The sequence below is a fragment of the Flavobacterium tructae genome (assembly GCF_002217475.1).
GTDB classification, from domain to species: Bacteria; Bacteroidota; Bacteroidia; order Flavobacteriales; family Flavobacteriaceae; genus Flavobacterium; species Flavobacterium tructae.
Map to the genome: position 1 here is coordinate 463,645 of NZ_MUHH01000017.1, position 23,830 is coordinate 487,474.

The 23,830-nt window shown below is 35.1% G+C and carries 22 protein-coding genes; 8 read left to right on the forward strand and 14 right to left on the reverse strand.

Going from position 1 to position 23,830, the window contains the following annotated elements; all coding sequences use genetic code 11:
* Position 1: 1 nt before the first annotated feature.
* Entirely contained in the window at positions 2 to 1,528 is a 1,527-nt protein-coding gene (purH, locus tag B0A80_RS07000; RefSeq protein ID WP_070905910.1) for a bifunctional phosphoribosylaminoimidazolecarboxamide formyltransferase/IMP cyclohydrolase, read from the reverse strand.
* Between the two features lie 166 nt (positions 1,529 to 1,694).
* On the opposite strand from purH, the gene B0A80_RS07005 reads away from it, so the two are divergent.
* Positions 1,695 to 2,942 (forward strand): ABC transporter permease, encoded by a 1,248-nt coding sequence (locus tag B0A80_RS07005; RefSeq protein ID WP_017498377.1) that lies wholly within the window; start codon positions 1,695 to 1,697, stop codon positions 2,940 to 2,942.
* A gap of 96 nt (positions 2,943 to 3,038) precedes the next feature.
* Positions 3,039 to 4,085, forward strand: a complete 1,047-nt coding sequence (locus B0A80_RS07010; RefSeq protein ID WP_017498376.1) for an NAD(P)-dependent alcohol dehydrogenase — start codon at positions 3,039 to 3,041, stop codon at positions 4,083 to 4,085.
* 251 nt (positions 4,086 to 4,336) lie between these two features.
* On the opposite strand, the gene B0A80_RS07015 is transcribed toward B0A80_RS07010, so the two are convergent.
* The 5 genes from B0A80_RS07015 to tamL all read right to left on the reverse strand — a co-directional run bounded on the left by B0A80_RS07015 (position 4,337) and on the right by tamL (position 10,217).
* Positions 4,337 to 4,705 (reverse strand): lipocalin-like domain-containing protein, encoded by a 369-nt coding sequence (locus B0A80_RS07015; RefSeq protein WP_089076837.1) that lies wholly within the window; start codon positions 4,703 to 4,705, stop codon positions 4,337 to 4,339.
* A 54-nt stretch (positions 4,706 to 4,759) separates the two neighbouring features.
* Positions 4,760 to 5,158 (reverse strand): helix-turn-helix domain-containing protein, encoded by a 399-nt coding sequence (locus B0A80_RS07020; protein WP_070905906.1) that lies wholly within the window; start codon positions 5,156 to 5,158, stop codon positions 4,760 to 4,762.
* Positions 5,159 to 5,592: 434 nt separating this feature from the next.
* On the reverse strand, positions 5,593 to 6,447 hold the full coding sequence (gene accD / locus B0A80_RS07025; RefSeq protein WP_070905905.1) for an acetyl-CoA carboxylase, carboxyltransferase subunit beta: 855 nt from the start codon (positions 6,445 to 6,447) through the stop codon (positions 5,593 to 5,595).
* 82 nt (positions 6,448 to 6,529) lie between these two features.
* Positions 6,530 to 7,597 carry a class II fructose-bisphosphate aldolase gene (fbaA, locus tag B0A80_RS07030; RefSeq protein ID WP_017498372.1) on the reverse strand — a complete coding sequence of 356 codons (1,068 nt, stop codon included), beginning with the start codon at positions 7,595 to 7,597 and terminating at the stop codon, positions 6,530 to 6,532.
* A 58-nt stretch (positions 7,598 to 7,655) separates the two neighbouring features.
* Positions 7,656 to 10,217 (reverse strand): translocation and assembly module lipoprotein TamL, encoded by a 2,562-nt coding sequence (gene tamL, locus B0A80_RS07035; protein ID WP_089076838.1) that lies wholly within the window; start codon positions 10,215 to 10,217, stop codon positions 7,656 to 7,658.
* Between the two features lie 37 nt (positions 10,218 to 10,254).
* Here tamL and B0A80_RS07040 point away from each other — a divergent pair, with 37 nt between their 5' ends.
* On the forward strand, positions 10,255 to 10,983 hold the full coding sequence (locus B0A80_RS07040; protein WP_070905904.1) for a TrmH family RNA methyltransferase: 729 nt from the start codon (positions 10,255 to 10,257) through the stop codon (positions 10,981 to 10,983).
* Positions 10,984 to 10,992: 9 nt separating this feature from the next.
* Here the strand turns inward: B0A80_RS07040 and porT are convergent, their stop codons facing one another.
* From porT to B0A80_RS07060, 4 genes are all read right to left on the reverse strand, one after another.
* Entirely contained in the window at positions 10,993 to 11,703 is a 711-nt protein-coding gene (gene porT / locus B0A80_RS07045; RefSeq protein ID WP_026110181.1) for a type IX secretion/gliding motility protein PorT/SprT, read from the reverse strand.
* A 1-nt stretch (position 11,704) separates the two neighbouring features.
* Positions 11,705 to 12,436, reverse strand: coding sequence for a bifunctional demethylmenaquinone methyltransferase/2-methoxy-6-polyprenyl-1,4-benzoquinol methylase UbiE (gene ubiE, locus B0A80_RS07050; RefSeq protein WP_017498368.1), 732 nt, complete (start codon positions 12,434 to 12,436; stop codon positions 11,705 to 11,707).
* A gap of 569 nt (positions 12,437 to 13,005) precedes the next feature.
* Entirely contained in the window at positions 13,006 to 13,488 is a 483-nt protein-coding gene (locus B0A80_RS07055; RefSeq protein WP_026110180.1) for a dihydrofolate reductase, read from the reverse strand.
* Positions 13,489 to 13,499: 11 nt separating this feature from the next.
* Positions 13,500 to 13,844: a 2TM domain-containing protein gene (locus B0A80_RS07060; RefSeq protein ID WP_017498366.1), complete on the reverse strand. Its 345-nt coding sequence runs from the start codon at positions 13,842 to 13,844 to the stop codon at positions 13,500 to 13,502.
* A 236-nt stretch (positions 13,845 to 14,080) separates the two neighbouring features.
* On the opposite strand from B0A80_RS07060, the gene B0A80_RS07065 reads away from it, so the two are divergent.
* Complete coding sequence (locus tag B0A80_RS07065) at positions 14,081 to 14,377, forward strand: isoamylase early set domain-containing protein (RefSeq protein ID WP_017498365.1); 297 nt, start codon at positions 14,081 to 14,083, stop codon at positions 14,375 to 14,377.
* Positions 14,378 to 14,415: 38 nt separating this feature from the next.
* On the opposite strand, the gene B0A80_RS07070 is transcribed toward B0A80_RS07065, so the two are convergent.
* The 4 genes from B0A80_RS07070 to B0A80_RS07085 all read right to left on the reverse strand — a co-directional run bounded on the left by B0A80_RS07070 (position 14,416) and on the right by B0A80_RS07085 (position 17,963).
* Positions 14,416 to 15,267: a thymidylate synthase gene (locus B0A80_RS07070; protein ID WP_017498364.1), complete on the reverse strand. Its 852-nt coding sequence runs from the start codon at positions 15,265 to 15,267 to the stop codon at positions 14,416 to 14,418.
* A gap of 116 nt (positions 15,268 to 15,383) precedes the next feature.
* The gene (locus tag B0A80_RS07075) at positions 15,384 to 16,007 is read right to left on the reverse strand and encodes a bifunctional nuclease family protein (protein ID WP_070905903.1); all 624 of its coding nucleotides are present in this window, start codon (positions 16,005 to 16,007) and stop codon (positions 15,384 to 15,386) included.
* Positions 16,008 to 16,172: 165 nt separating this feature from the next.
* A complete protein-coding gene (locus B0A80_RS07080) occupies positions 16,173 to 17,141 on the reverse strand; it encodes an electron transfer flavoprotein subunit alpha/FixB family protein (RefSeq protein ID WP_070905902.1) in 969 nt (322 codons plus the stop codon).
* Positions 17,142 to 17,216: 75 nt separating this feature from the next.
* Positions 17,217 to 17,963 (reverse strand): electron transfer flavoprotein subunit beta/FixA family protein, encoded by a 747-nt coding sequence (locus tag B0A80_RS07085; protein WP_017498361.1) that lies wholly within the window; start codon positions 17,961 to 17,963, stop codon positions 17,217 to 17,219.
* 493 nt (positions 17,964 to 18,456) lie between these two features.
* Here B0A80_RS07085 and B0A80_RS07090 point away from each other — a divergent pair, with 493 nt between their 5' ends.
* From B0A80_RS07090 to B0A80_RS07105, 4 genes are all read left to right on the forward strand, one after another.
* On the forward strand, positions 18,457 to 19,434 hold the full coding sequence (locus tag B0A80_RS07090) for a pyruvate dehydrogenase complex E1 component subunit beta (protein WP_017498360.1): 978 nt from the start codon (positions 18,457 to 18,459) through the stop codon (positions 19,432 to 19,434).
* A 67-nt stretch (positions 19,435 to 19,501) separates the two neighbouring features.
* Complete coding sequence (locus B0A80_RS07095) at positions 19,502 to 22,003, forward strand: DUF5686 and carboxypeptidase-like regulatory domain-containing protein (RefSeq protein ID WP_089076839.1); 2,502 nt, start codon at positions 19,502 to 19,504, stop codon at positions 22,001 to 22,003.
* 34 nt (positions 22,004 to 22,037) lie between these two features.
* Positions 22,038 to 23,090 carry an acyltransferase gene (locus B0A80_RS07100; protein ID WP_070905900.1) on the forward strand — a complete coding sequence of 351 codons (1,053 nt, stop codon included), beginning with the start codon at positions 22,038 to 22,040 and terminating at the stop codon, positions 23,088 to 23,090.
* A gap of 47 nt (positions 23,091 to 23,137) precedes the next feature.
* The gene (locus tag B0A80_RS07105; protein ID WP_070905899.1) at positions 23,138 to 23,737 is read left to right on the forward strand and encodes a DNA-3-methyladenine glycosylase family protein; all 600 of its coding nucleotides are present in this window, start codon (positions 23,138 to 23,140) and stop codon (positions 23,735 to 23,737) included.
* The last annotated feature ends 93 nt before the right edge of the window (positions 23,738 to 23,830 follow it).

Genomic DNA, 23,830 nt, shown 5'->3' on the forward strand with positions numbered 1-23,830 from the left:
ATTAATGTTTAAAATGACGTGTTCCCGTAAATACCATTGCAAGATTGTTTTCATTGCAATAATTTATGCTTAATTCGTCTTTTATTGAGCCTCCTGGCTGAATAACAGCAGTTATTCCTGCTTTTTTGGCTAATTCTACACAATCCGGAAATGGAAAAAATGCATCACTTGCCATCGAAGCACCGGTTAAATCAAATCCAAAAGCTTTTGCTTTGTCAACTGCCTGAACTAAAGCATCAACTCTTGAAGTCTGACCTGTTCCTGACGAAATTAATGTTCCGTTTTTAGCAAATACGATTGTATTTGATTTGGTGTTTTTACAAATTTTTGAAGCAAATATCAAATCTTCTATTTCTTCAGCTGTAGGCTCAGTAATAGTAACGGTTTTTAAATGCTCTTTAGTATCTGTAATATTATTTCTGTCCTGAATTAACAATCCGTTAAGACATGTTCTTACTTGTCTTGTTGGTAATTCAACTTCATTTTGAATTAAAATGATTCTGTTTTTCTTTTCTTGTAGTATTGTAATTGCCTCTTCGTCATAACTTGGAGCGATTACTACTTCACAGAATAATTTGTTGATTTCTTCTGCTGTTGCTACATCAATTTTAGTATTTGCAATCAAAACCCCGCCAAAAGCAGATGTTGGATCACAAGCAAGCGCTGCTAAATAAGCCTCACTAATTGTTTTTCTTGAAGCTAAACCACAAGCGTTATTGTGTTTTAAAATGGCAAATGTTGGGCCGTCAGTTTTGAACTCATTAATTAAGTTTACTGCAGCATCAACATCTAATAAGTTGTTGTATGATAATTCTTTTCCGTGAACTTTTTTGAACATAGCATCAAAATCGCCAAAGAAGAATCCTTTTTGATGAGGGTTTTCACCGTATCTTAAAACCTGACCATCTGCAATACTTTCTTTGTAAATGGTTTCGTCAGTGTTGAAATAGTTAAAAATAGCTCCGTCGTAGTGAGAGGAAACGTGGAATGCTTTGGTAGCCAATAATCTTCTGTTTTCAAGAGTAGTTGCTCCATTTTGTTCTGTAATCAAATCTAAAAGCAGGCTGTATTCGTTTACCGAAGCAACAATTACAGTGTCTTTGAAGTTTTTTGCACCGGCACGGATCAAAGAAATTCCGCCAATGTCAATTTTTTCAATAATATCCTGCTCACTTGCACCTGAGGCAACTGTTTTTTCGAACGGATACAAATCAACGATTACTAAATCAATCTGAGGAATATCGAATTCTTTCATCTGCTGAACGTCACTTTCGTTATCCTGACGGTTCAAAATTCCACCAAAGATTTTCGGGTGAAGTGTTTTTACTCTTCCTCCAAGTATTTCAGGGAAAGAAGTAATGTCTTCAACAGGAACAACAGGAATACCAAGGTTTTTTATGAAATCTTCGGTTCCTCCGGTCGAGTAAAGTGTTACGTTTTGTTCGTGTAATTTTCTAACGATTGGCTCTAAACCGTCTTTTGAAAAAACAGAGATTAATGCCGATTGTATTGTTTTAGTTGTGCTCATCGTGTAGTTATGATTTTTGAGACTGCAAAAGTAGTTTTTTTATATATTATTTTAAAGAAAATTAATGTAACATTATGCTAAAAAAATCTACTGATGAGTAAGTTAACTTTTATTAGGTTTTTGATTTTAAATTATTGAATTTTACTTTATTGAAAAATACGACTATATGCTTGTTTATCTAAGATTATTAAAAGAAAGTTTGGGTTTTGCCGTAAATGCGCTGCGAAATAATAAACTGCGAACGTTGTTGTCGTTATTAGGGGTTACGATCGGAATTTTTTCGATTATTGCTGTTTTGGCGGCGGTCGATTCTTTAGATCGTAAAATTTCTAAAGATTTGAGTAGCTTAGATAAAAATACAATTTATTTAATGAAGTTTAGTTTTGGACCTTCTGAAATTCCACAATGGAAAAGAGATCAGTTTCCAAATGTGAAATATGATGAGTATGTAGGGCTGAAAAATTCATTGACCAATACGGATCAGGTAGCATATCAGCTTTTTGTGAAACACGAAAGTTTAAAATACGATTCAAAAACCGTAAGTGATGTAAATATTATCCCGTCGTCGAATGAAATTGTAAATATTGAAGGATTAAGTTTTGATAAAGGGAGATTTTATACCGAATCTGAGTCGAATTCCGGTGCGGCTGTTATTGTTTTGGGTTACGAAATTGCTGAAGGGCTTTTCGGTACAAGTGATCCCATTGGGAAGAGTATCCGTTTGTACGGACAACGTTTTAATGTAATTGGTGTAATTGCAAAACAAGGAGCAGGTTTTTTTGGAGACAGTAATGATACATCGGTTTATTTGCCAGCCAATTTTTTACGCCGAATGTATGGTGATAGTGATGCCATGACACCCGTAATTGTTGTAAAGCCTGTAAAAGGGATAGATATGGATGCTTATAAGGCACAGGTGGCACAAAAAATAAGAGCTATTCGTGGTATGAAAGCAGGAGAAATAGATAATTTCTTTATTAATGTACTTTCCGGATTTACCGATTTTATAGATGGAATTTTAGGACAGATGAATGTCGTGGGATGGATTATCAGTGGATTTTCTCTTTTGGTAGGTGGTTTTGGAATTGCCAATATTATGTTTGTATCTGTAAAAGAAAGAACCAATTTAATCGGAATTCAGAAATCACTGGGCGCTAAAAACCGATTTATTTTATTTCAGTTTTTGTTTGAAGCCGTAATTCTTTCTGTTATTGGTGGGATAATAGGTTTGGTGATGGTTTGGGGAATTGCACTGGTCTTAACAAAAATGCTTGATTTTGAATTTGTTCTTAGTTTCGGAAATATAATTTTAGGAACCACTCTCGCCGCATTTATCGGTTTAATTTCGGGAATATTGCCAGCAATCTCCGCTGCAAATCTGGATCCGGTTGAAGCCATTCGAACCGGGATGTAGGCATTCTGCTAAAAAATCAATTTTTAACCGTTATTATTTTAGCTCTGCTGTTGAATTTTATCGTAATTTTAATACCCTAACTTAAAAAGCGATACGATGATACCAGTTAAAGCTTATGCAGCCTATGATGCTGTTAATCCGTTAAAACCCTACACGTTTGAAAGAAAAGAAGTGGGTGCCCATCAGGTTCAGATAGAAATTTTGTACAGTGGTGTATGCCATTCAGATATTCATACCGCAAAAGGGGATTGGGGGCCCGTAAATTACCCTTTAGTTCCCGGTCACGAAATTGTAGGCCGAATTGTTGCTGTTGGAAGCGAAGTTTCTAAGTTTAAAATTGGAGAGCTGGCAGGAGTGGGATGCTTTGTAGATTCCTGCAGAGTGTGTCCAAGCTGTCAGTCCGGTGAAGAGCAATTTTGTGATGAAGGAATGACCGGAACTTACAATGGCGTAGAGAGAGGAACGGATATTCCGACCAAGGGAGGATATTCAACCAGTATTATTGTAGATGAAAGTTATACGCTTCACGTTTCTGAAAAACTTGATATCAAAGGAGTTGCTCCGTTATTATGCGCCGGAATTACAACTTATTCGCCTTTGCGTTATTTAAAAGTAGGTAAAGGACATAAAGTTGGAGTTTTAGGGCTTGGGGGATTAGGTCATATGGCTGTGAAATTTGCAGTTTCTTTTGGTGCCGAAGTTACGATGTTAAGCCACTCTCCTTCAAAAGAAGCCGATGCTAAAAAGTTAGGCGCGCATCATTTTGCTTTAACCTCAAATCCCGAAACAATGGAGTCGCTTGCCAATAGTTTCGATTTTATTCTGAATACTGTTTCTGCTAAACACGATCATAATGCCTATTTGAATTTGTTGACGACAAATGGAACCATGATCGTAGTAGGTGCTCCGCCGGCACCTGCCGAAATTCCTGTTTTTACTTTAATTATGAAAAGAAGAAGTATCATAGGAAGTTTAATTGGAGGAATCAGAGAAACTCAGGAAATGCTGGACTACTGCGCAGAACATAATATTACTTCAGATGTTGAGATTATCGATATGGGGTATATTAATGAGGCTTACGACCGAATGAATAAAAGCGATGTGAAGTATCGTTTTGTAATTGATATGGCTTCTTTGAAGTAGCTAAGGTTCTTAGTGGCTAAGATTCGAGTTTTTAGCAGCTGTTTTTCTTGATGTATAGGTTCTGGTAGCTTTGTTTTGACATGTCGCTCCGTTGGAGCTTTTGCTTGGATTGAATATTTTTGGCTATAGATATATGCTCCTTCGGAACTTAATTGTATAAAACAAAAGTCTGTAAAGCTTGTTTTAGAGCTTTACAGACTTTTGTTTTTATTGAATCTTATATGTGGTTTAGGTAAGGATTTTTTATCGTGTTAGTTGTCTACCTTTTTGTATTCTAAAGTGCCAAGTTGATCTTGGGTGATAACACGTTTCTGACTGTCGAAGTAGTCAATTTGAAATTTTACAGGAATAAGATCAACGGTAACAGTTAAGGTGTTGTTGTCTTTCGAAAGTTTCCATTTGCCTTTGGTGCTTTTGTCTCCTACGATTCCTGTAAATTTTCCATCCTCGTTGAAGATCTGAAACACTTGATCACTCTTGAATTTTTCTTTTATATCTTTCTCCGTTCCATTTTTACTAAGCTTTACCAGTTGCCATTTTCCAATAAGTTCTTTTGACGTTTGTGCCTGAATGGAAAGTGAAGCTAACATAATTAGCGCTAGAAAAACAATCTTTTTCATAAGGTTACGATTTTAAAGTTAGATTTTGAGGAACAAATATATTTTTGAAAGGGCTTATTTTTCTTTCAGTAATTTTTCTAAATATTCAACTTTTTCTTTTTCTGCCTGAAGCATACGTTCGTAGAGTTCAATGACTTTATCTAATGGATTGAAATTGCAATAATTTGCATGAAACATTCCATTTGCTCCATTACAGCTGTTGTCGTAAAAATTATTGAAATAACTAATCATGTTTTCTTCGTTAAAGTTTTTTATAGCCTCAACACTTACGCCAAGAGCTTTGGCTACTTCTGCAAGTTTTGCATCATCTATGGTTTCGCTATTCTCTATTGTGGATACGGTTTGCTGGGAGGTTCCTAAAGCCTGAGCCAAAGCTTCCTGCTTCATGTCTTTAAGTTCACGAATACGACTAATTTTTCGTCCTATGTGATTTGGTTTTGTTGCTGTACTCATAATTCAAAGATATTTATAAAGCTTTAATAAAAATGGCATTTGGTAAAAAACACATCAATTATTGTGAGATACATTTTTAATAGTTCGTTTGGGTTAAAGCTATTATAATAGATTGATGTATGTAGAGCAAAAATACAATTTTTCAGACAAGTATTAATTAGTTGCTATTAAAATTGTTAGTTAAGAAAATTCCGTAAAAATGAAATATTGATAAGAATATGATTTATCATGTTGAAGTTACACACTGATAAAAATTCCATAGGAATGAAATGTCGGTAGTTTATCGCGTCGAAGTTAGGATTGTTTTTTGCACGCCGATAAAAATTCCGTAGGAATGAAATATCGGTAGCAACGGAATTCATTCCGTTGGTTATAAAAATAAAAAAATCCCAAGAAAATTTCTTGGGATTTGGTATAATTTAGAAGTTTAAAAACTATCTAATTTCGTTATTCTGAATCAAATCGATGTACAAGTTGATTTTGTCTTTCAATTCTTTTCTTGGCGTGATAAAGTCAAGGAAACCGTGCTCTAATAAGAACTCAGCAGTTTGGAAACCTTCCGGTAAATCTTTTCCGGTGGTGTCACGAACTACACGCGGACCAGCGAAACCAATCAATGCGCCTGGCTCAGAAATGTTGATATCTCCTAACATAGCGTATGATGCAGTTGTTCCTCCGGTTGTTGGATCTGTACAAAGAGAGATGTAAGGTAATTTAGCTTCTGCTAATTGCGCTAATTTCACAGATGTTTTTGCTAATTGCATTAAAGAATAAGCAGCTTCCATCATACGAGCTCCACCAGATTTAGAAATCATTACAAAAGGCAGTTTGTTTTTGATAGCGTGATCAATACCTCTGGCAATTTTTTCTCCAACAACAGCTCCCATAGATCCTCCAATAAAGGCGAAATCCATACAGCAAATTACAAGTTCTTTTCCTTTAGATTTTCCCACTCCGGTACGCACAGCGTCTTTTAAGTGGGTTTTTTCCATAACGTCTTTCAGTCGTTCTGCATATTTTTTTGTATCCACAAAATGCAGAGGATCTTTAGAAGTCATGTTTTTATCTAATTCAACAAACTCATTATTGTCAAATAAAATTTCAAAATAGGTTGCGCTTCCAATTCGAACATGAAAATCATCTTCAGGGCTTACAAATAAGTTTCGGGCTAATTCGTCAGCATCAATAATTTTTCCTGTTGGAGATTTGTACCACAATCCTTTCGGAACGTCCATCTTATCTTCTGTAGCGGTCGTAATCCCTTTTTCCTGTCTTTTAAACCAAGCCATATTGAGTATTTTTTTTGTTTCAGGTTTCAGGTTTCAAGTTGCGAAACCTGAAACTTGAAACCTGAAACTTTCAACTTTTTTATTATAATGTATTTACGTTATTCAAGTCTGCAAAAGCTTGCTCAAGTCTTGTGTTGAACGTTACTTCGCTTTCACGTACCCATTTTCTTGGGTCATAATATTTTTTGTTCGGAACATCAGCACCTTCCGGGTTACCAATTTGAGTTTTTAAATAGTCAATGTTTTTAACCATATAATCACGAATTCCTTCTGTGTATGCAAATTGTAAATCGGTATCGATATTCATTTTGATTACTCCGTATCCAATTGCTTCTCTGATTTCTTCAAGTGTAGAACCTGAACCTCCGTGGAAAACAAAATCTACCGGATTATGACCCGTGTTGAATTTGTTTTGAACGAAATCCTGAGAGTTTTTTAAGATTTTTGGAGTCAATTTTACGTTTCCTGGTTTGTAAACACCGTGAACGTTTCCAAAAGCAGCAGCAATTGTAAATTTAGGGCTTATTTTAGATAATTCTTCATAAGCATAAGCAACTTCTTCTGGCTGAGTGTATAATTTTGAACTGTCAACGTCAGAGTTGTCAACACCATCTTCTTCACCACCTGTAATACCAAGTTCGATTTCTAATGTCATTCCCATTTTACTCATTCTTGCCAAATATTCTTTGCAGATTTCGATGTTTTCTTCGATTGGCTCCTCAGATAAGTCAATCATGTGAGAACTGTATAATGGTTTTCCTGTTTCTGCAAAATGTTTTTCAGAAGCATCTAATAAACCATCAATCCAAGGTAATAATTTTTTTGCACAGTGGTCAGTATGAAGAATTACAGTTGCTCCGTAAGCTTCTGCCAAAGTATGAATATGTTTTGCTCCGGCGATTCCACCAGCGATTGCTGCTTTTTCACCTGCATTAGATAATCCTTTTCCAGCGTTAAACTGTGCTCCTCCGTTTGAAAATTGAATGATAACCGGTGCATTTAATTTTGCTGCAGTTTCAAGAACTCCATTAATTGTGCTTGAACCAGTAACATTTACTGCAGGTAATGCAAATCCTTTTTCTTTCGCATAATTAAAGATCTCCTGAACCTGATCTCCCGTAGCTACTCCCGGTTTAATATTGTGTGCCATTGTAATTTTTTTTAGTTGTTTTTAGTTTTTAGGTTGCAAAAATAAGAATTAATTAGCATTAGAATGGATAATTTATTCCAAAATTTAAAACCGAGTGCCCAAAATTATATTCTTTAAACCAGCGATCTCCCTTCTCATGTGCTGGGTTATAGGTCTTAAAGCCCATATCTAAACGGATAACAAAAAAGCTTAAATCGTAGCGTAAACCAAATCCTGTACCCAATGCAATTTCAGCTAAATCGTTTACGCCAGAGAATTTTGCTTTCTCATCAATCACATTATCGAGCACATTCCAGATATTTCCGGCATCTGCAAAGATGGCTCCTTTAACAGCGCCAAAAATTTTAAAGCGAAGCTCGGCACTCATTGCAATTTTCATATTGGCCTCGTTGAAATCATTTACAGCATTTGTGCTTCCGGGCCCCAAAGAATAGGGCTGCCATGCGCGGTTGTCGTTTGAACCTCCTGCATAATAACTTCGTGAAAACGGGATATAATTTGAATTTCCAAATGGAACCGCAATTCCGAAAAAGGTTCTTACGGCCAGTACTTTTTCTTTTCCAAAATCCCAGTGTTTGATATAATCAAATTCAGTTTTGATATATTCTGAATATTCCAGATTAAAAATTTCGTAATTGCCTTTGTCATTTTTTTGAAAATTCCCAATGTTTGAAATAGCTGACAGCAAAGTACCGGCTGATTCTATTTTGGTTTTAAACTGATAGAACGTATTATCGGCAAGATCCTTTTTTGTGGTTTTGGTAAAAGTATAGCTTGTGGCCAGAATAAAGTCATTCTCAGTTAGACGAACTCTTCTTTCTTCAATACTTTTTACATCTTTATAGGCCTGATCTGGAAGGACTAAAGTAGAGTTGGGGGACAATACATCATTGGTAAACCCTGTAGTTCCTTTGGGAATGCTTAGGTTTCGATCGTCCGGACTGTTATAATAATCCTCATTTTTATTGTATATCGTACCAATATTGTTTAATTCTCTATAAGATGTTCTATAAACGTTAAAGTAGTTATCCGGATTTAAATTTCGTACGAATTGTGCATTAAGGAGTTCAAATTTTGCCGTATTGCCTCGTTTAGGAGACCAGTTGTAAGCGATTCCTCCTGTGAAATTTTCTTTGTCCAGTCCAATATTTCTTTGTTTAGAGAAACCTGCAGCAACGCTGGTGGAAGGAATCATTCTTTTTGGAATAATTTTTTCTGTTCCAAAAGGTAGTAAGATCCTTGGGAAATTTAGTTTCAAATCGAGACCATATTCAGAAACGTTGAAGAAATTGTTGTTGGGGTTCGCCATATCTCTGGATGACCCTAAATTTAATCGCGTAGAAATTTCCAAAGTTTCGGCTCTGTTAAAAACGTTACGAATAGTTTCGGAAATACTTGCTCCAATACCAAAATCCTGAATATTAGAATGTGTAACGTCAAAAGTAGCTCCAAAGCTGTATTTTTTTCTTGGAGTAAGATAGACATTAGCAATTAAGGACTGCGCAGTTGAGTCGCGTTTGTCGACTGTATACTGAATAGACGGATAATTGAAAATTTTCAGATTGTTCAGATATCTTGAGGAAAGAGTAGTTCTAGTGTCTGAAAAAGTACTTCCTTTAGTGATAAAAACCGCATCGGTAATGGCTCGTGGTCTGTATTTTAGTTTTTTATAACTGTATAGGTTAAAGTTGTTGTAGGTGGTGCTGTCTGTGATTTTATTTTTTGCATTTGTTGCAGAATAATCAGTGTAGATATTGACATCACTAATTTTGTACAATTTAAAAGGCTCTGTTCTGCTTGAATCTCTTCCCTGGATGTTATTGTTGTTTACAATTAAAGTTACATTGGCTTTGTCTTTTTTGCCAATAGTATCAATATCAAAAGTCACATAAGTAGGCTGGAAATAATAGGCTCCGTGGTTTCTAAAGTAGGTCGTAAGACGATTTTTTTCTTCTTCAAAATCTACGGTTTTATATTGTTTTCCTGATTTTAAAACCGAAGGGTCAGGATTAACTTTGTATAACGAGTCTAATGCAGGAGTCATTATTTTCGTTTTGATAGTGTCTAAAGTATAAGCAGGTCCGGTTGTAATATTGTAGTTTATCTTGGCTTTTTTTCTTCCAACACTGTCAATACTATAATCTGTTGCAACTTTAAAATAACCACTGTTGAAATAATAATATTTCAGACGAAGGAGTGTTTTCTTTGTTTTCGCAGTATCAATAATTACCGGAGCTTCACCGGTGCTTTTCAGAAATTCATGAATACCTTTGTACATAAAGGATTGTCCCAGACGATCAACTTGTTTTGCAGATAAAAGTTTTGACTGGCGTTCGTACAAACCCGGATTGTTTTTGAATTTAGCTTTATAGGTTGAATCCGGATTTAAATTTGCAAGGTTATATAAATTCAAACGAAGACGATATCCTAATAGGGTACCATTCGGTTTTTGGTACATTTGATTGAAGGCAGTTTCGTCGTTAGTGGACTTGCCATTTACAAGAATAGTATTTTTAACAAGAAGGTTTTTTCCATCAGGAACTCTTTTTACAGCATTACAAGCGCAAATAAATATTGCTATTAGGATAAATGCTATTATTTTTGTGGAATTCTTTTTCAAGTGTTCTTAAATATTTAATTCAAAAGTACATTATTTTATGGTTAGTAAAAACCAAATAAAGCTTATCTCAGGGTTACATCAAAAAAAGCAACGTTTTGCAAATCAATTGTTTTTCGCCGAGGGAGTAAAAGTAATTCAAGAATTGTTGCAATCCAATTTTGAACTAGAGCATTTATACACGACTCTAAATGATTTTGAAGAGGTTCATTCTTCAAAGCGAACTTTAATTTATGAGCAGGAACTTAAAAAAATAAGTGCTTTATCTACTCCTAATTCCTGTTTGGCTGTTTTTAAAATTCCTGCCGAAAATAAAATAATCGATTCAGGTCTGATTTTGGCCTTGGACGATATTCGTGATCCCGGAAACTTAGGGACCATTTTGCGCCTTTGTGACTGGTTTGGGATCAAGCAAATTGTTTGCTCAAAAGAAACCGTCGATATTTACAATCCAAAGGTGGTGCAGGCAACCATGGGGTCTATTACCAGAGTAAATGTTAATTATGTTGATCTCGAAACGTTTATAGCTCAAACAAAATTAGCTGTGTTTGGAACTTTTATGGATGGCGAAAACATCTATAAAACCGATCTTTCTCAGGATGGAATCATTATCATGGGTAATGAAGCCAACGGGATTTCATCGGAAATTGAAAAAATGGTTACAAGCCGACTTACCATTCCAAGATTTGGAGAGCTGCAAAAAACAGAAAGTTTAAATGTAGCTACCGCAACAGCAATTATTCTTAGTGAGTTTAAACGAAATAGTTAAGTATTTGTTTTAATGAAAAGTAAAATTTATTAAAATAGCTCTTGATTTCATAGAATCAATATTGTCAGTCCAAGGGCTAGGTCCGTTTGCCGGATTATCTCGAATTAACTCGTCTGAAATTCCAAACATTCCTCGAATAGAAGGAGAGAAGATAAAATATTCAGAGAAAATGTCTATTCCAAAACCTAGCTCATAAGCGGCAGTCCATTGTTTTACTCTGAATTTTCCTTCGAAGTTATCGTCTTTTGATTTAGCATTGCTGGATAGGTTAAGTGTCGAAGACATTCCGCCAACTAAATAAGGACGAATATTTCCGGTACGCAATGCCGAGAATTTTAAGAGTAAAGGAAAGTGGATATATGTACTGTTTACTTCCCTAAGATAGTCTTTTTGCAAAGGCAAATTTGGGTAATACAAGTCACGTTTGGTATAGTACAATCCCGGTTCAAAACGAAGATTAATGTATTCCTGTAATCTTAAATCAGCTACAACACCAACATTAAAACCGGTAGTCTTTTTTGTCTGAACATCAGGACCAGGAGATTTGTAGTCAAACTTAAAGTCAAAACTGTTAAACCCAAGGTAGTAACCGAAATACAGGCGTTGTTTTTGCCAGTTTTCAAGATTAATGATAGGATCTTTACTGAACATGCTTTTAGCAAATTGCGAATATCCTTGCGTCGATAAGACTAATAGAAGTAAGACTACAATTTTTTTCATACTATTTTTTAGAGGCAGAATAAATGGTTGCAACACCAAAAGTTTGAGGCATTGCTACAACATCTATAAACCCAATTTTTCTTAAAATATTGTTTAGAGCTTCTCCGTAAGGAAAAACGGCAGCAGATTCAGATAAATAACCATAGGCTGAATTGTCTTTAGAAAAGAGTTTTCCAATAATGGGAAGGATGTTTTTGCTGTAAAATTTATAGCCTTGTTTGTATGGTGTTTTATCCGGAACAGAGGTTTCCAGAATTACAAAAACTCCATTTGGTTTTAAAACCCTTAGAATTTCCGCAAATCCTTTTTCCAGGTTTTCGAAATTTCGAACGCCAAATCCAACCGTTATAGCATCAAAATAATTGTCCTCAAAAGGAATTTTCTCAGAATCTCCCAAAACTAAATCTATAGTATTGGATAATCCTTTTGCCTGAACTTTTTTCTTTCCCACTTCAAGCATACCGGCCGAAATATCTAAGCCGATAATTTTTTCAGCATTGGTCTGCGACATTAATATGGCAAGATCACCGGTTCCGGTTGCAATATCAAGAATGATTTTTGGTTTTGTATCCGAAACAATTTTGAGTACTTTTTTTCGCCACTTGGTGTCAATTCCAAATGAGATCACACGATTTAAATTATCATAGTTACCGGAGATGTTGTCAAACATTTGGGCAACTTGCTCTTTTTTACCTAAAGAAGAGTCTTTATATGGAGTTATTTTTTCAGACATTATTTTAATTTACGCAAATATAATACAATCTGTCTTAACTGTATTGGGTTTTTTATTTTGTGCTTTAAATGTTTTAAAAGTAAGGGTTTAATTGATGTTGAATGTCAAATTTTTGAGCATCACCAAAAATGGTTACTTTAAAAAAATCACTAAAAGTGGGTATTGTGGAGTGCAGGATTTATGTGCACTTTTGTCATAGTAATAATGATGAAGTTTAAAAGATTGGTCGTTATAAATGGCTTAAAGTAACGGAGTATTGTTTTTGCACTTGTGCTTAAGTTTGTCAGGAAAGAAGTTAAAGAAGTATTGTGTTGGGGACAATACTCTATTTTTGAAAAGTGTGAAATACGTTCTTAGGATTAAATTTGTTTTTGGAAATTTGCCTTTAATATCTTAGTGGTATTTGTTGTTAAAGGCGTCCCTTGAGATTATATCTCAACAAACAGTGTTATTTAATTATTTCAAATGTTATTCTTAATATTTGTTATTTTATCAGAACTATTTCCTGAGTGAGTCCATTTAGAAGATCAGTCATTTTTGAAAAACATCCTCCAAAAGAGGATGTTTTTTTATTTTCTGATATAAGTTTCATAAGTATAATCGTAAAGATGTTTTTCGTCTTTAAAGTTTTCTTCTGATTCTACAAGCTGCCATTCCGTTTCATTGATTACAGGAAAGAAAGTATCTGCTTCAAAAGTATGATGTACTTTGGTAACTTCAATAATATCGGTATAGGGCAAACCAAGATTGTAGATTTCGCCACCTCCAATAATATAGGAGTCTTCGTTTTCAGGACATACTGCTATCGCTTTTTCGATAGAATCAACAACAATACAGCCTTCCGGTTGATAATCATTCTGACGTGTTATTACAACGTGTACTCTGTTAGGTAAAGGTTTAGGGAAGCTCTCAAAGGTTTTTCTTCCCATAATAATATGATGGTTGGTAGTAAGTGATTTAAATCTTTTAAAATCATTTGGTAAATGCCAAACTAAATCATTGTTCTTTCCCAGTGCGTTATTTTCGGCAACAGCCGCTATCATTATAATCATGGCATTCTAAACTAAATTTTATTTTCAGAATCTTCACTTACTTTCGATTCTAACTGACTAATTCTCTTTTGTTGCAAAGCAACAAGCCGATCAATTTGTTCTCTTTCCCATTTTTTGTTCATGAACCGATCTGTGATGTATACTTTTATAAAATGCAGAATAAAGATAAAAAGCCAGATTGTTATGGCCCAAATACACCAATCTTGTCCGCTGGTGGCTCCGAGACCAAAGAATCGATTGGCGATAAATAAAAATAAACTTCCTAGAATAAAAAGTACAAAATGAAAATAAAGGACCTTCTTTTGTCTGATTCTTCTTCTGGCATACTCGTATTGTTCGTGTACTTCCTTTTCCATAAGATATAAATGAGGTCATAAAGTTAGAATTTATTTTGTAATGACCCATTTAGATCGGGGAATATTTCTCTTAAAGTGATTTAATGCTTTGAAATTCAAAATTTTACATGGTTTTATTTATGGAAAGTAAAAAAAATACTAAGTGTTTTTGATATAATCACAAAACGATTGTAGGGGTACAGGGAGTTCAGATGAATTTATGTAATTTAGTCTATGAATCTAAAAATTAAATAGTTATGTCTTTGAAGAAACAGTTTGTAAAAACAAGGCCGGTGTGTAAAGTTACCTTTACGATAGATGCAAAAGATGCAAATTCGGCGGCAGTTGTTGGGGATTTTAACAATTGGAATCCCGAGGAAGGAATTTTAAGTAAATTGAAAAATGGAACTTTTAAAGCTACTTATGATTTGGTGAAAGACGCGATTTACGAATTTAAATACGTAGTCGACGGAGTGTATGAAAACGATCCTGAGGCGGATTCGTATAAGTGGAATGATTATGCCGGAAGCGAAAACAGCGTGCTGGTAGTATAAAAAAATCCGCTTAAAATTTTAAGCGGATTTTTTATGTTTTATACAGCAACACTTCCTTTTATACCGGCATGCGGTTCATAATCTAAAAGCGTGAAGTCATTGTAATCAAAGTCGAAAATGTTTTTAATCTCCGGATTTAAAACCATCTTAGGTAATGGTTTTGGTTCACGTGTAAGTTGTAGTTCTAATTGCTCAAAATGATTGTTGTAAATGTGTGCGTCTCCAAATGTGTGAATGAATTCTCCCGGTTCCAAGTCGCAAACCTGTGCAATCATCAGGGTTAATAAAGCGTAAGAAGCGATGTTAAAAGGAACTCCCAAAAATATATCGGCACTTCGCTGGTACAGTTGGCAGGATAGTTTTCCTTTTGTTTCTCCTTTTTCGGTGTCAGGACTTGTGACATAAAATTGAAAGAAAGCATGGCAAGGAGGTAAAGCTGCTTTGTTGTTGGCTACATTCTCTTCAAATGATTTTTTAGTATCCGGCAAGACCGAAGGATTCCATGCTGAAACCAGCATTCTTCGACTGTTTGGATTTGTTTTTAGCTCGGTAATTAATTCAGAGATTTGATCAATTTCTTCGCTGTTCCAATTACGCCATTGATGTCCGTAAACAGGGCCTAAATCGCCATTAGAGTCTGCCCAGGCATCCCAAATTTTCACACCGTTTTCCTGAAGGTATTTTACGTTGGTGTCTCCTTTTAAGAACCAAAGCAATTCATATATAATTGATTTTAGGTGTAGTTTTTTGGTGGTAACCATTGGGAAACCTTCACTTAAATCAAATCGCATTTGGTAGCCAAAAACACTTTTGGTTCCCGTTCCTGTTCTGTCTCCTTTTTGGCAGCCGTTGTCTAAAACGTGTCGTACCAAATCTAAGTATTGCTTCATGGTGCTTTAAGCTTTAGGCTTTAAGCTTTAGGCTTTATCCTAAATACTTATAGCTTGTTTTTTATGTTTTGCGCTTTAAGCTTATAGCCTAAAGCTTACGGCTTATAGCCTTAAAATCATCTTCTCGAAATTTCGTCTCGAATTTTAGCTGCTTTTTCGTAATCTTCCTGAGAAACAGCCTGGTCTAAAAGTTCGTTTAGTTCCTGTAAGCTATGTTTGGAATAAATATCTCCGGATTGATTGCTTTCCTCTTCGCGTCCAAAAGTTTCCGGATTCGAAAGTACGTCATCGATTTCCTGAGATCCCTGATCGGTTTCTGCGGTATTCGATTTTAAATAAATTCCCGCTTTGTCGAGAATGTTTTTGTAAGTAAAAATCGGAGCATTAAATCGCAAAGCCAATGCAATGGCATCAGAAGTTCTGGCGTCTATAATTTCTTCAATTTTGTCTCTTTCGCAGATTAAACTGGAATAAAAAACACCATCCACAAGTTTGTGAATAATTACTTGTTTTACGACTATATCAAATCTTTCAGCAAAGTTTCTGAACAAATCGTGCGTTAACGGACGCGGAGGTTTAATTTCTTTTTCCAGAGCAATAGCAATCGATTGTGCTTCAAAAGCACCAATAACGATAGGCAATTTTCTTTCGCCATCAACTTCATTCAAAATTAAGGCATAAGCGCCATTTTGAGTTTGACTGTATGAAATTCCTTTTATGGATAATTTTACTAGACTCATATATATGGATAAAAAAGGGCAATTATTGCCTCATTTTGATACTTTTTTTGATTGAAAAATAAAGGTGCAATTTTAATCAAAAAATATGGAACAAAAAAGCTACCTAAAACAAAGATACGATTATCTTGTTTTTAGGTAGCTATATTTTTAAAGAGAATTTTTAAATTAAGAATGCTGTGCTTTAAAAGCTTTTAATTTCTCGATTAATTGCGGAACAATTTCAAAAGCATCTCCAACTACTCCGTAATCAGCTACTTTAAAGAAAGGAGCCTCAGGGTCGTTGTTGATTACAACTTTTACTTTTGATGAGTTGATACCTGCAATGTGCTGGATAGCACCTGAAATTCCTATTGCAATGTATAAATTAGTGGCAACCGGTTTTCCGGTTTGTCCAACGTGCTCGCTGTGAGGTCTCCATCCTAAGTCTGAAACTGGTTTAGAACAAGCTGTTGCTGCGCCTAATACAGCAGCAAGATCTTCAACTAATCCCCAGTTTTCCGGGCCTTTTAATCCGCGTCCTCCAGAAACTACGATATCAGCATCAGCGATAGAAACTTTTCCGGTTACTTTTTCTACAGATTCTACTTTTACTCCAAAATCGTTGTCTCCAATTGTTGGGTTGAAATCTTCTTCAGTTGCAGATCCAGCACTTTCGAAAATTCCGTAAGAGTTTTTAGCAAGACCAAGAACTTTTACATCTGTAGTGATTTCAGTAATATTGAAAGCTTTGTTAGAGAAAGCATTTCTTTTTACCTGAAAAGGAGAAGTGCTAACCGGTAATCCAACTACATTTGAAGCGAAACCAGCGTTTAAAGCTACAGCTACTAATGAAGAAAGGTAGATACTGTCTGTTGTAGAAGAAAGTAAAACTACTTTTGTAGCTTCTTTTTCGGCAGCCTGTTTGATCACATCGGCGTAAGCCTTAGCAGTAAAACCGGCTAATTTATCGTTGTTTACTTTTAATACTTTATCAACTCCGTATTTTGATAATTCGCTAACATCACTGATGTTTACGGTTAAAGCGGTAACAGTTGTTCCTAAAGTTTCGGCTACTTTTTTAGCGTAAGAAGCTAGTTCGAAAGCAACTTTTTTAAATTTTCCTTCTGCAGATTCTGCATATATTAATATTGACATAATTTTTTGTTTAGAAGTTTAAAGTTTCAGGTTTCAAGTTGATGTAAACTGAAAACTGCAACTGAATACTGATTACTAGATTACTTTAGCCTCGTTGTGTAATAAATTGATTAATTCATCTAAATTATCAGGAGAAACTAGTTTTACTGCTGATTTAGGAGCTGGTTTTTCAAATTTTACCGCTTTTGTGTTTACCGGAGCATCAACTGGTTCCAGAATAGTTAAAGCTTTTGTTCTTGCTGTCATGATTCCTCTCATGTTTGGAATACGTAAGTCTTTTTCTTCAACAAGACCTTTTTGACCACCAATGATTAAAGGTAAAGTAGTGCTTACAGTTTCTTTTCCACCATCGATTTCACGAACTGCTTTTACATTACTGCCTTCAACAGTGATCGAAGTACAAGAATTTAAAAAGTTAGAACCTAAAATTCCTGCAATCATTCCAGGAACCATTCCACCATTATAATCTAAAGATTCTTTTCCGGCAATTACCAAATCATAACCACCATTTTTAATTACTTCAGCCAATTGTTTTGCAACAAAAAAACCATCAGTTGGGTTAGCATTTACACGAATTGCTTCGTTTGCACCAATTGCCAAAGCTTTACGTAAAGTAGGCTCAGTATCAGGTCCTCCAACATTTACAACAGTTACTGTTGCACCTTGTTGCTCCTGAAACCAGATTGCACGTGTAAGACCAAACTCGTCATTAGGATTAATTACATATTGAACACCATTGGTATCGAATTCTGAGTCACCATTGGAGAAGTTAATTTTTGAAGTAGTATCAGGCACATGGCTGATGCAAACTAATATTTTCATAAGTATATATTTTGATAAATTATAAAACGCTTCCACAAATTTAGAAATTAAAATTGAAATAATATACTATGCACGCATAATATTTTTTAAAAACTATTACGTTTTCGCAGATTACGGAATAAGGAAAGCCGTTCATCGTTATTGAATATTGATAATGCATTGATGTTTCCTGATCCTTAAGGATTTTGCAAAACAGGGGTTGCTCGAACTGTTAAATTTGTTGTCGATTTATACTATAATTTCGATTGTCACGTTAGTTAGTAAGAATTTTACTGAAGTGAAGCCTGATTTTAAAGCAGGAAGTTGGGCTGAAAAAAAGTTTTTAAGTGATAAAGCGTTAATTATATCGATTTCGTAATTATCACAACAAATTTTAAAAAGTTAAAAGCGCAGGAGAGTCGGAAGTTCGTGTGATTTTAAATTCAATTTATGCTTTTAAGTGATTTAAAATATTTATTTTTGCTCTTCAGAAAATTCAACATACAATATAAATATGAGAACAATACAATTTAGAGAGGCCATTTGTGAAGCGATGAGCGAAGAAATGCGTCACGATGAATCCATATATTTAATGGGCGAAGAAGTTGCAGAATACAACGGAGCTTACAAAGCTTCAAAAGGAATGCTTGCTGAGTTTGGTGAAAAAAGAGTAATCGATACTCCAATTGCTGAGCTTGGTTTTACAGGAATTGCAGTAGGGTCAGCAATGAATGGTTGTCGTCCTATTGTTGAGTATATGACTTTCAACTTTTGTTTAGTAGGTATTGATCAAATTATAAATAATGCTGCTAAAATGCGTCAAATGACAGGTGGACAATTTAATGTGCCTATCGTTTTTCGTGGACCAACTGCTTCTGCAGGTCAATTAGGAGCAACTCACTCTCAGGCTTTAGAAAACTGGTTTGCTAATACTCCGGGACTTAAAGTGGTTGTACCTTCAACTCCTTACGATGCAAAAGGACTTTTGAAATCTGCTATTCGTGATAATGATCCGGTGATTTTTATGGAATCTGAGCAAATGTATGGTGACAAAGGTGAGGTGCCGGACGGAGAATATACAATTCCATTAGGAGTTGCCGATGTTAAACGTGAAGGAAAAGATGTTACAATTGTTTCTTTTGGTAAAATTATCAAAGAAGCTTTTATCGCTGCTGATGAATTGGCTAAAGAAGGAATCTCTTGTGAGATTATCGATTTAAGAACAGTTCGTCCAATGGATAAAGAAACTATTCTTGCTTCTGTAAGAAAAACAAACCGTTTAGTAGTTTTAGAAGAAGCTTGGCCATTTGCAAGTATTTCATCTGAGATTACTTATATCGTTCAGGAACAAGCATTCGATTTTCTTGATGCGCCAATTCAGCGTATTACGACTGCCGATGCACCTGCACCATATTCTCCTGTTTTACTAAAAGATTGGTTGCCAAACGCTGGTGATGTAGTAAAAGCAGTAAAGAAAGTAATGTACAAATAGTAAATTAAACGATACTTATAAAACTTCATCAGTCATGTTAATTGATGAAGTTTTTTTTTGCAGGATTATGAAAAGAATAATTTTACTCAGCTTATTTTTTGTACTCGCACTAGTGGGTGGCGTTGCTGCACAAACTAAAGTGAGTGGAATTGTTTTAGACAAATCGAATCAGCCGATTCCGTTTGCAAATGTTGTTTTTAAAGGGTCGAATACGGGAATTGTTTCGAATGAAGACGGACGTTTTTATCTCGAATCGCCTAATACGTATACCACTTTAGTAGTGAGCTCAGCGGGATTTTCTGATCGGGAAGTTACGTTGGAAAAAGCGGTAAACTATGATTTTAAAATAGTTTTAAGTGAAGCTGAAGCACTGAATGAAGTGGTTATCTTTACCGGAAAAACCTCTAAGAAAAACAATCCTGCACTGGATATTCTGAGAAAAATCTGGGAACGTAAACGTAAGAACGGACTGTACCAATTCAGTCAGTATCAAATGCAGAAGTATGAAAAAGTCGAGTTTGACATGAACACGATTGATAGTGCTTTTATGAAGAATAAACTCTTCAAAGGAATGGAGTTTGTGTTCCAGCATGTTGATACATCCGAAGTTACCGGAAAAACATATCTGCCAATTTTTATTAGTGAATCGCTTTATGATGTATACGGAGATAATAAATTAAAGAAAACAAAGGAGAATCTGACCGGAAATAAAACGTCAGGGTTCAATGGTAATCAGCAGATTTTGTCTTTTGTAAAAGACCTGTACTCTGATTATAATATTTACGACAATCACCTTAAATTTTTCGATAAGAGCTTTACAAGTCCGCTTTCCAGAACCGGAATTGATGTCTACAATTATGTTTTAAAAGACAGTGCTTATGTTGACAAAAAATGGTGTTATAATATTGTTTTTTATCCAAGACGTAAAAATGAACTGACTTTTAAAGGGGATTTTTGGGTAAACGATACCACTTTTGCGATTAAAAAAATTAATATGGCCGTTACCAAAAGTGCCAATATTAACTGGGTAAAAGACATTTATATCGAACAGGAATTTGAGGTTGAGAATGATTCTGTATTTCTTCTGACCCGTGATTATATGATGTCTGATTTTGCTTTGAACAAAAAGGAAAAATCAAAAGGGGTTTACGGAAAGCGAACCACATTGTATAAAGATCATAAATTCAATCTTCAGAAACCGGAAAGTTTTTATAAGCAGGAAGTTAATTTTATTGACAATTCCGTCTATACGAAATCGGATGAGTTTTGGAATGAAAACCGTTTTGAAAAACTCAATAAGGATGAAGCGGGTATTTATAAAATGCTCGACACGCTGCAAACTGTCAAAAGATTCAAGCAACTCTATAGTTTAGTTTCTATTCTGGGAAGTGGTTATGTCGAGTTTAAGAATTTCGATTTTGGACCTATCTTTTCCACATTCGGTTATAATGAAGTTGAAGGATTGCGATTGCGTGCAGGAGGAAGGACTTATTTTGGCCCGAACGACCCTTGGCGTATACAAGCTTATACAGCATATGGTTTTGACGATAATAAATTCAAATACGGAGTTTCCGGAAAATGGATGGTGGACAAGAAAAACCGTGTCATTATCTCTGGAGGAAACAGGCGCGATATCGAACAAATTGGTGCGAGCTTAACGACTACGAACGATATTTTAGGGCGAAGTTTTGCTTCTTCGGCCTTATTTACCACAGGAAGTAATGGAAAATTGACGAACATAAATCTGAGCAATGTTTCCCTTGAAATGGAGCCTCTTAAGAATTTTGTTGTTCAGGCCGGAGTTTCCTATAGAACTTTAGAATCGGCTTCCCCTACTTTTAGTTTAGACTATTATACTACTTTACCAAGTGCTGCGAATCCGGCTGGTGTAATAGCCAATAAAGTAACACAATCCGAAGCGAACATTCAGTTTGAGTTTATGCCGAATCGTAAGACTATTGGTTTTGGAGTAGAGCGAAATATTGTTGACAGTCCGTTCAGTCATTTCTTTGTAAACTTTAGCTATGGTTTAAAAGGGGTTTTAAACAGTGATTTTGCTTATCAAAAAGTCCAATTGTTTTATAAACAACCTATTATTATCGGCCCGTTAGGAAGATCTAATATTATCATTGAAACCGGAAAAACCTTTGGTACAATTCCACTGGGATTAATGAGTGTAATACCAGGAAACCAGACTTATTTTACTATCGAGAATACCTTCAGTAATTTAAATTTCTATGAGTTTGTGACCGATCAGTATACCACTTTACAATGGAATCATGACTTTGGAGGAAGGCTGTTTGCAAGAATTCCTTTCATGAGAAAATTAAACTGGAGAGAATTTGTAGGAATCAGAGCAGTACACGGAACCATTTCGGATGCTAATCGTGCCATTAATGCTTCGGGCTTACCTTATAATGCACCCGAAAATGTGTATTGGGAATACAATGCCGGAATTGGAAATATTTTCAAAGTATTCCGTCTTGACTTCTCATGGAGAGGGAATTATCTCAATATGCCGGATGCAAGCAAATTTGCGATAAAAGGTTCATTTGGTTTTTATTTTTAGATAAATTGTCAGATTTTTTCTTAATTTAGTTTCTATGAGTATAACTATAGAAAGTAAGAATCTAAATTGGACAAATAATCTCAGAGTTTTAGCCACCATCAGTGTGATCGTAGTGCATGTAGCCTGTGATATTCTGTATCAGTACGGTCATATATCCAATTTTACCTGGTGGACAGGTAATGTTTATGACGGTCTTGTCCGTTTTTGTGTGCCAGTTTTTTTGATGCTTACCGGAGCATTAATGCTGAACAAAAAATACGAACTGAATGATTTTTTGAGAAAAAAGTTCTCGAGAATTATTTTACCTTTCTTATTCTGGAGTCTTTTTTATGTTCTGCTAACCGTTAGAAGCGAATTTTTGTTAGAATCTGAAAAAGCATTTGTCGATATTTTTAAGCGTGCCTTTACACTTATTATCGGAGGGAGTTCCTTTCATTTATGGTACATTTATATGGTAATTGGGATTTATCTTTTTATCCCGATTCTCAGCAAGTGGATTCAGAATGCCAATGAAAAGGAGATATTGTATTTTCTGGCCATTTGGATTTTTGCTCTAATGATCAATCAGCCCATTTTTTCTAAGTTCAGAATCAATGTTGATCTGACTTATTTTACAGGCTTTTTAGGATATCTGGTTTTGGGTTATTATTTGTCGGTCAAGTCATTTCAATATGATGCCCGAAGATTGAAACGAATTTCTGTACTCTTGCTTTCTTTTGGAGCTATTATTACCATTTTCGGAACTTATTTTTTATCGATATCAGAAGATCGTTTTAATGAATATTTTTATGGTTACCTGACTTTTAATGTGATGCTGGTCTCTATTGGATTGTTTATTTTCTTCAAAAATTCAAAAATTTCAAATCCAACCCTCATTCGGGTTATTAATTTCATCAATAAATACAGCTACGGTATTTATCTGGTTCATATTCTGGTTTTACGGTTTCTGGTGTCTTCAGGAATCGATTATGATTTTATAAATCCGGTTTTGGCTATTCCGATTACAACGCTATTGTGTTTGTTCCTTTCTTCTTTTATTATTTATGCGGTGAATAAACTTCCTTATGGGCAATACATTTCAGGATAATTATTGCAGTAATTTTGTTTAATTTTGAGTATTCTTAAAACAAAGTTATGCAGGATGCCATTGATTTCCTATCTGCCAGAAACCCTGTTTTTCTGGATATTATAGATAAATACGGATTGCCGCCGATTCCAAAACGCCCGCAAGGTTTTGCGACTTTGGTATTGCTTATTTTAGAGCAACAAGTTTCGATAGATTCGGCGAAAGCAACGTTTTTAAAGATAAAAGCCTATACGACCTGCAGTCCTGAAAATATGGTGGAGTTATCGGATGAAGAGTTTCGAAATTTAGGAGTGAGCCGTCAAAAGACGAAATACATTAAGATATTGGCAGAAGCTGTTTTGAGTAAAGAACTGGACATCGAAAGTCTGGCTACAAAATCGGCAAAAGAAGTTCGGGAAGAGCTCATTAAGCTGAAAGGAATTGGAAACTGGACGATTGATATCTATCTCATGTTCTGTCTTCAGGAACCTGATTTGATTCCGTTGGGAGATATTGCAGTTGTCAACACCATTAAAGAATTATTGGATATTCACGACAAAAAGGAAATGGAAATTCATGCAGAACAATGGAGTCCGTATAGGTCTTATGCCACCTATTTACTTTGGCATTATTATCTAAACAAAAGAAATAGAAAGATTACGTATTAACTCCCTGTTTTTTAAAAGAAAAGTACATAGATAAATGCAGTTTTTTATTGTAAAAAGGGATTCTTTAGTTACTTTTGCAGTCGAAATTATAGA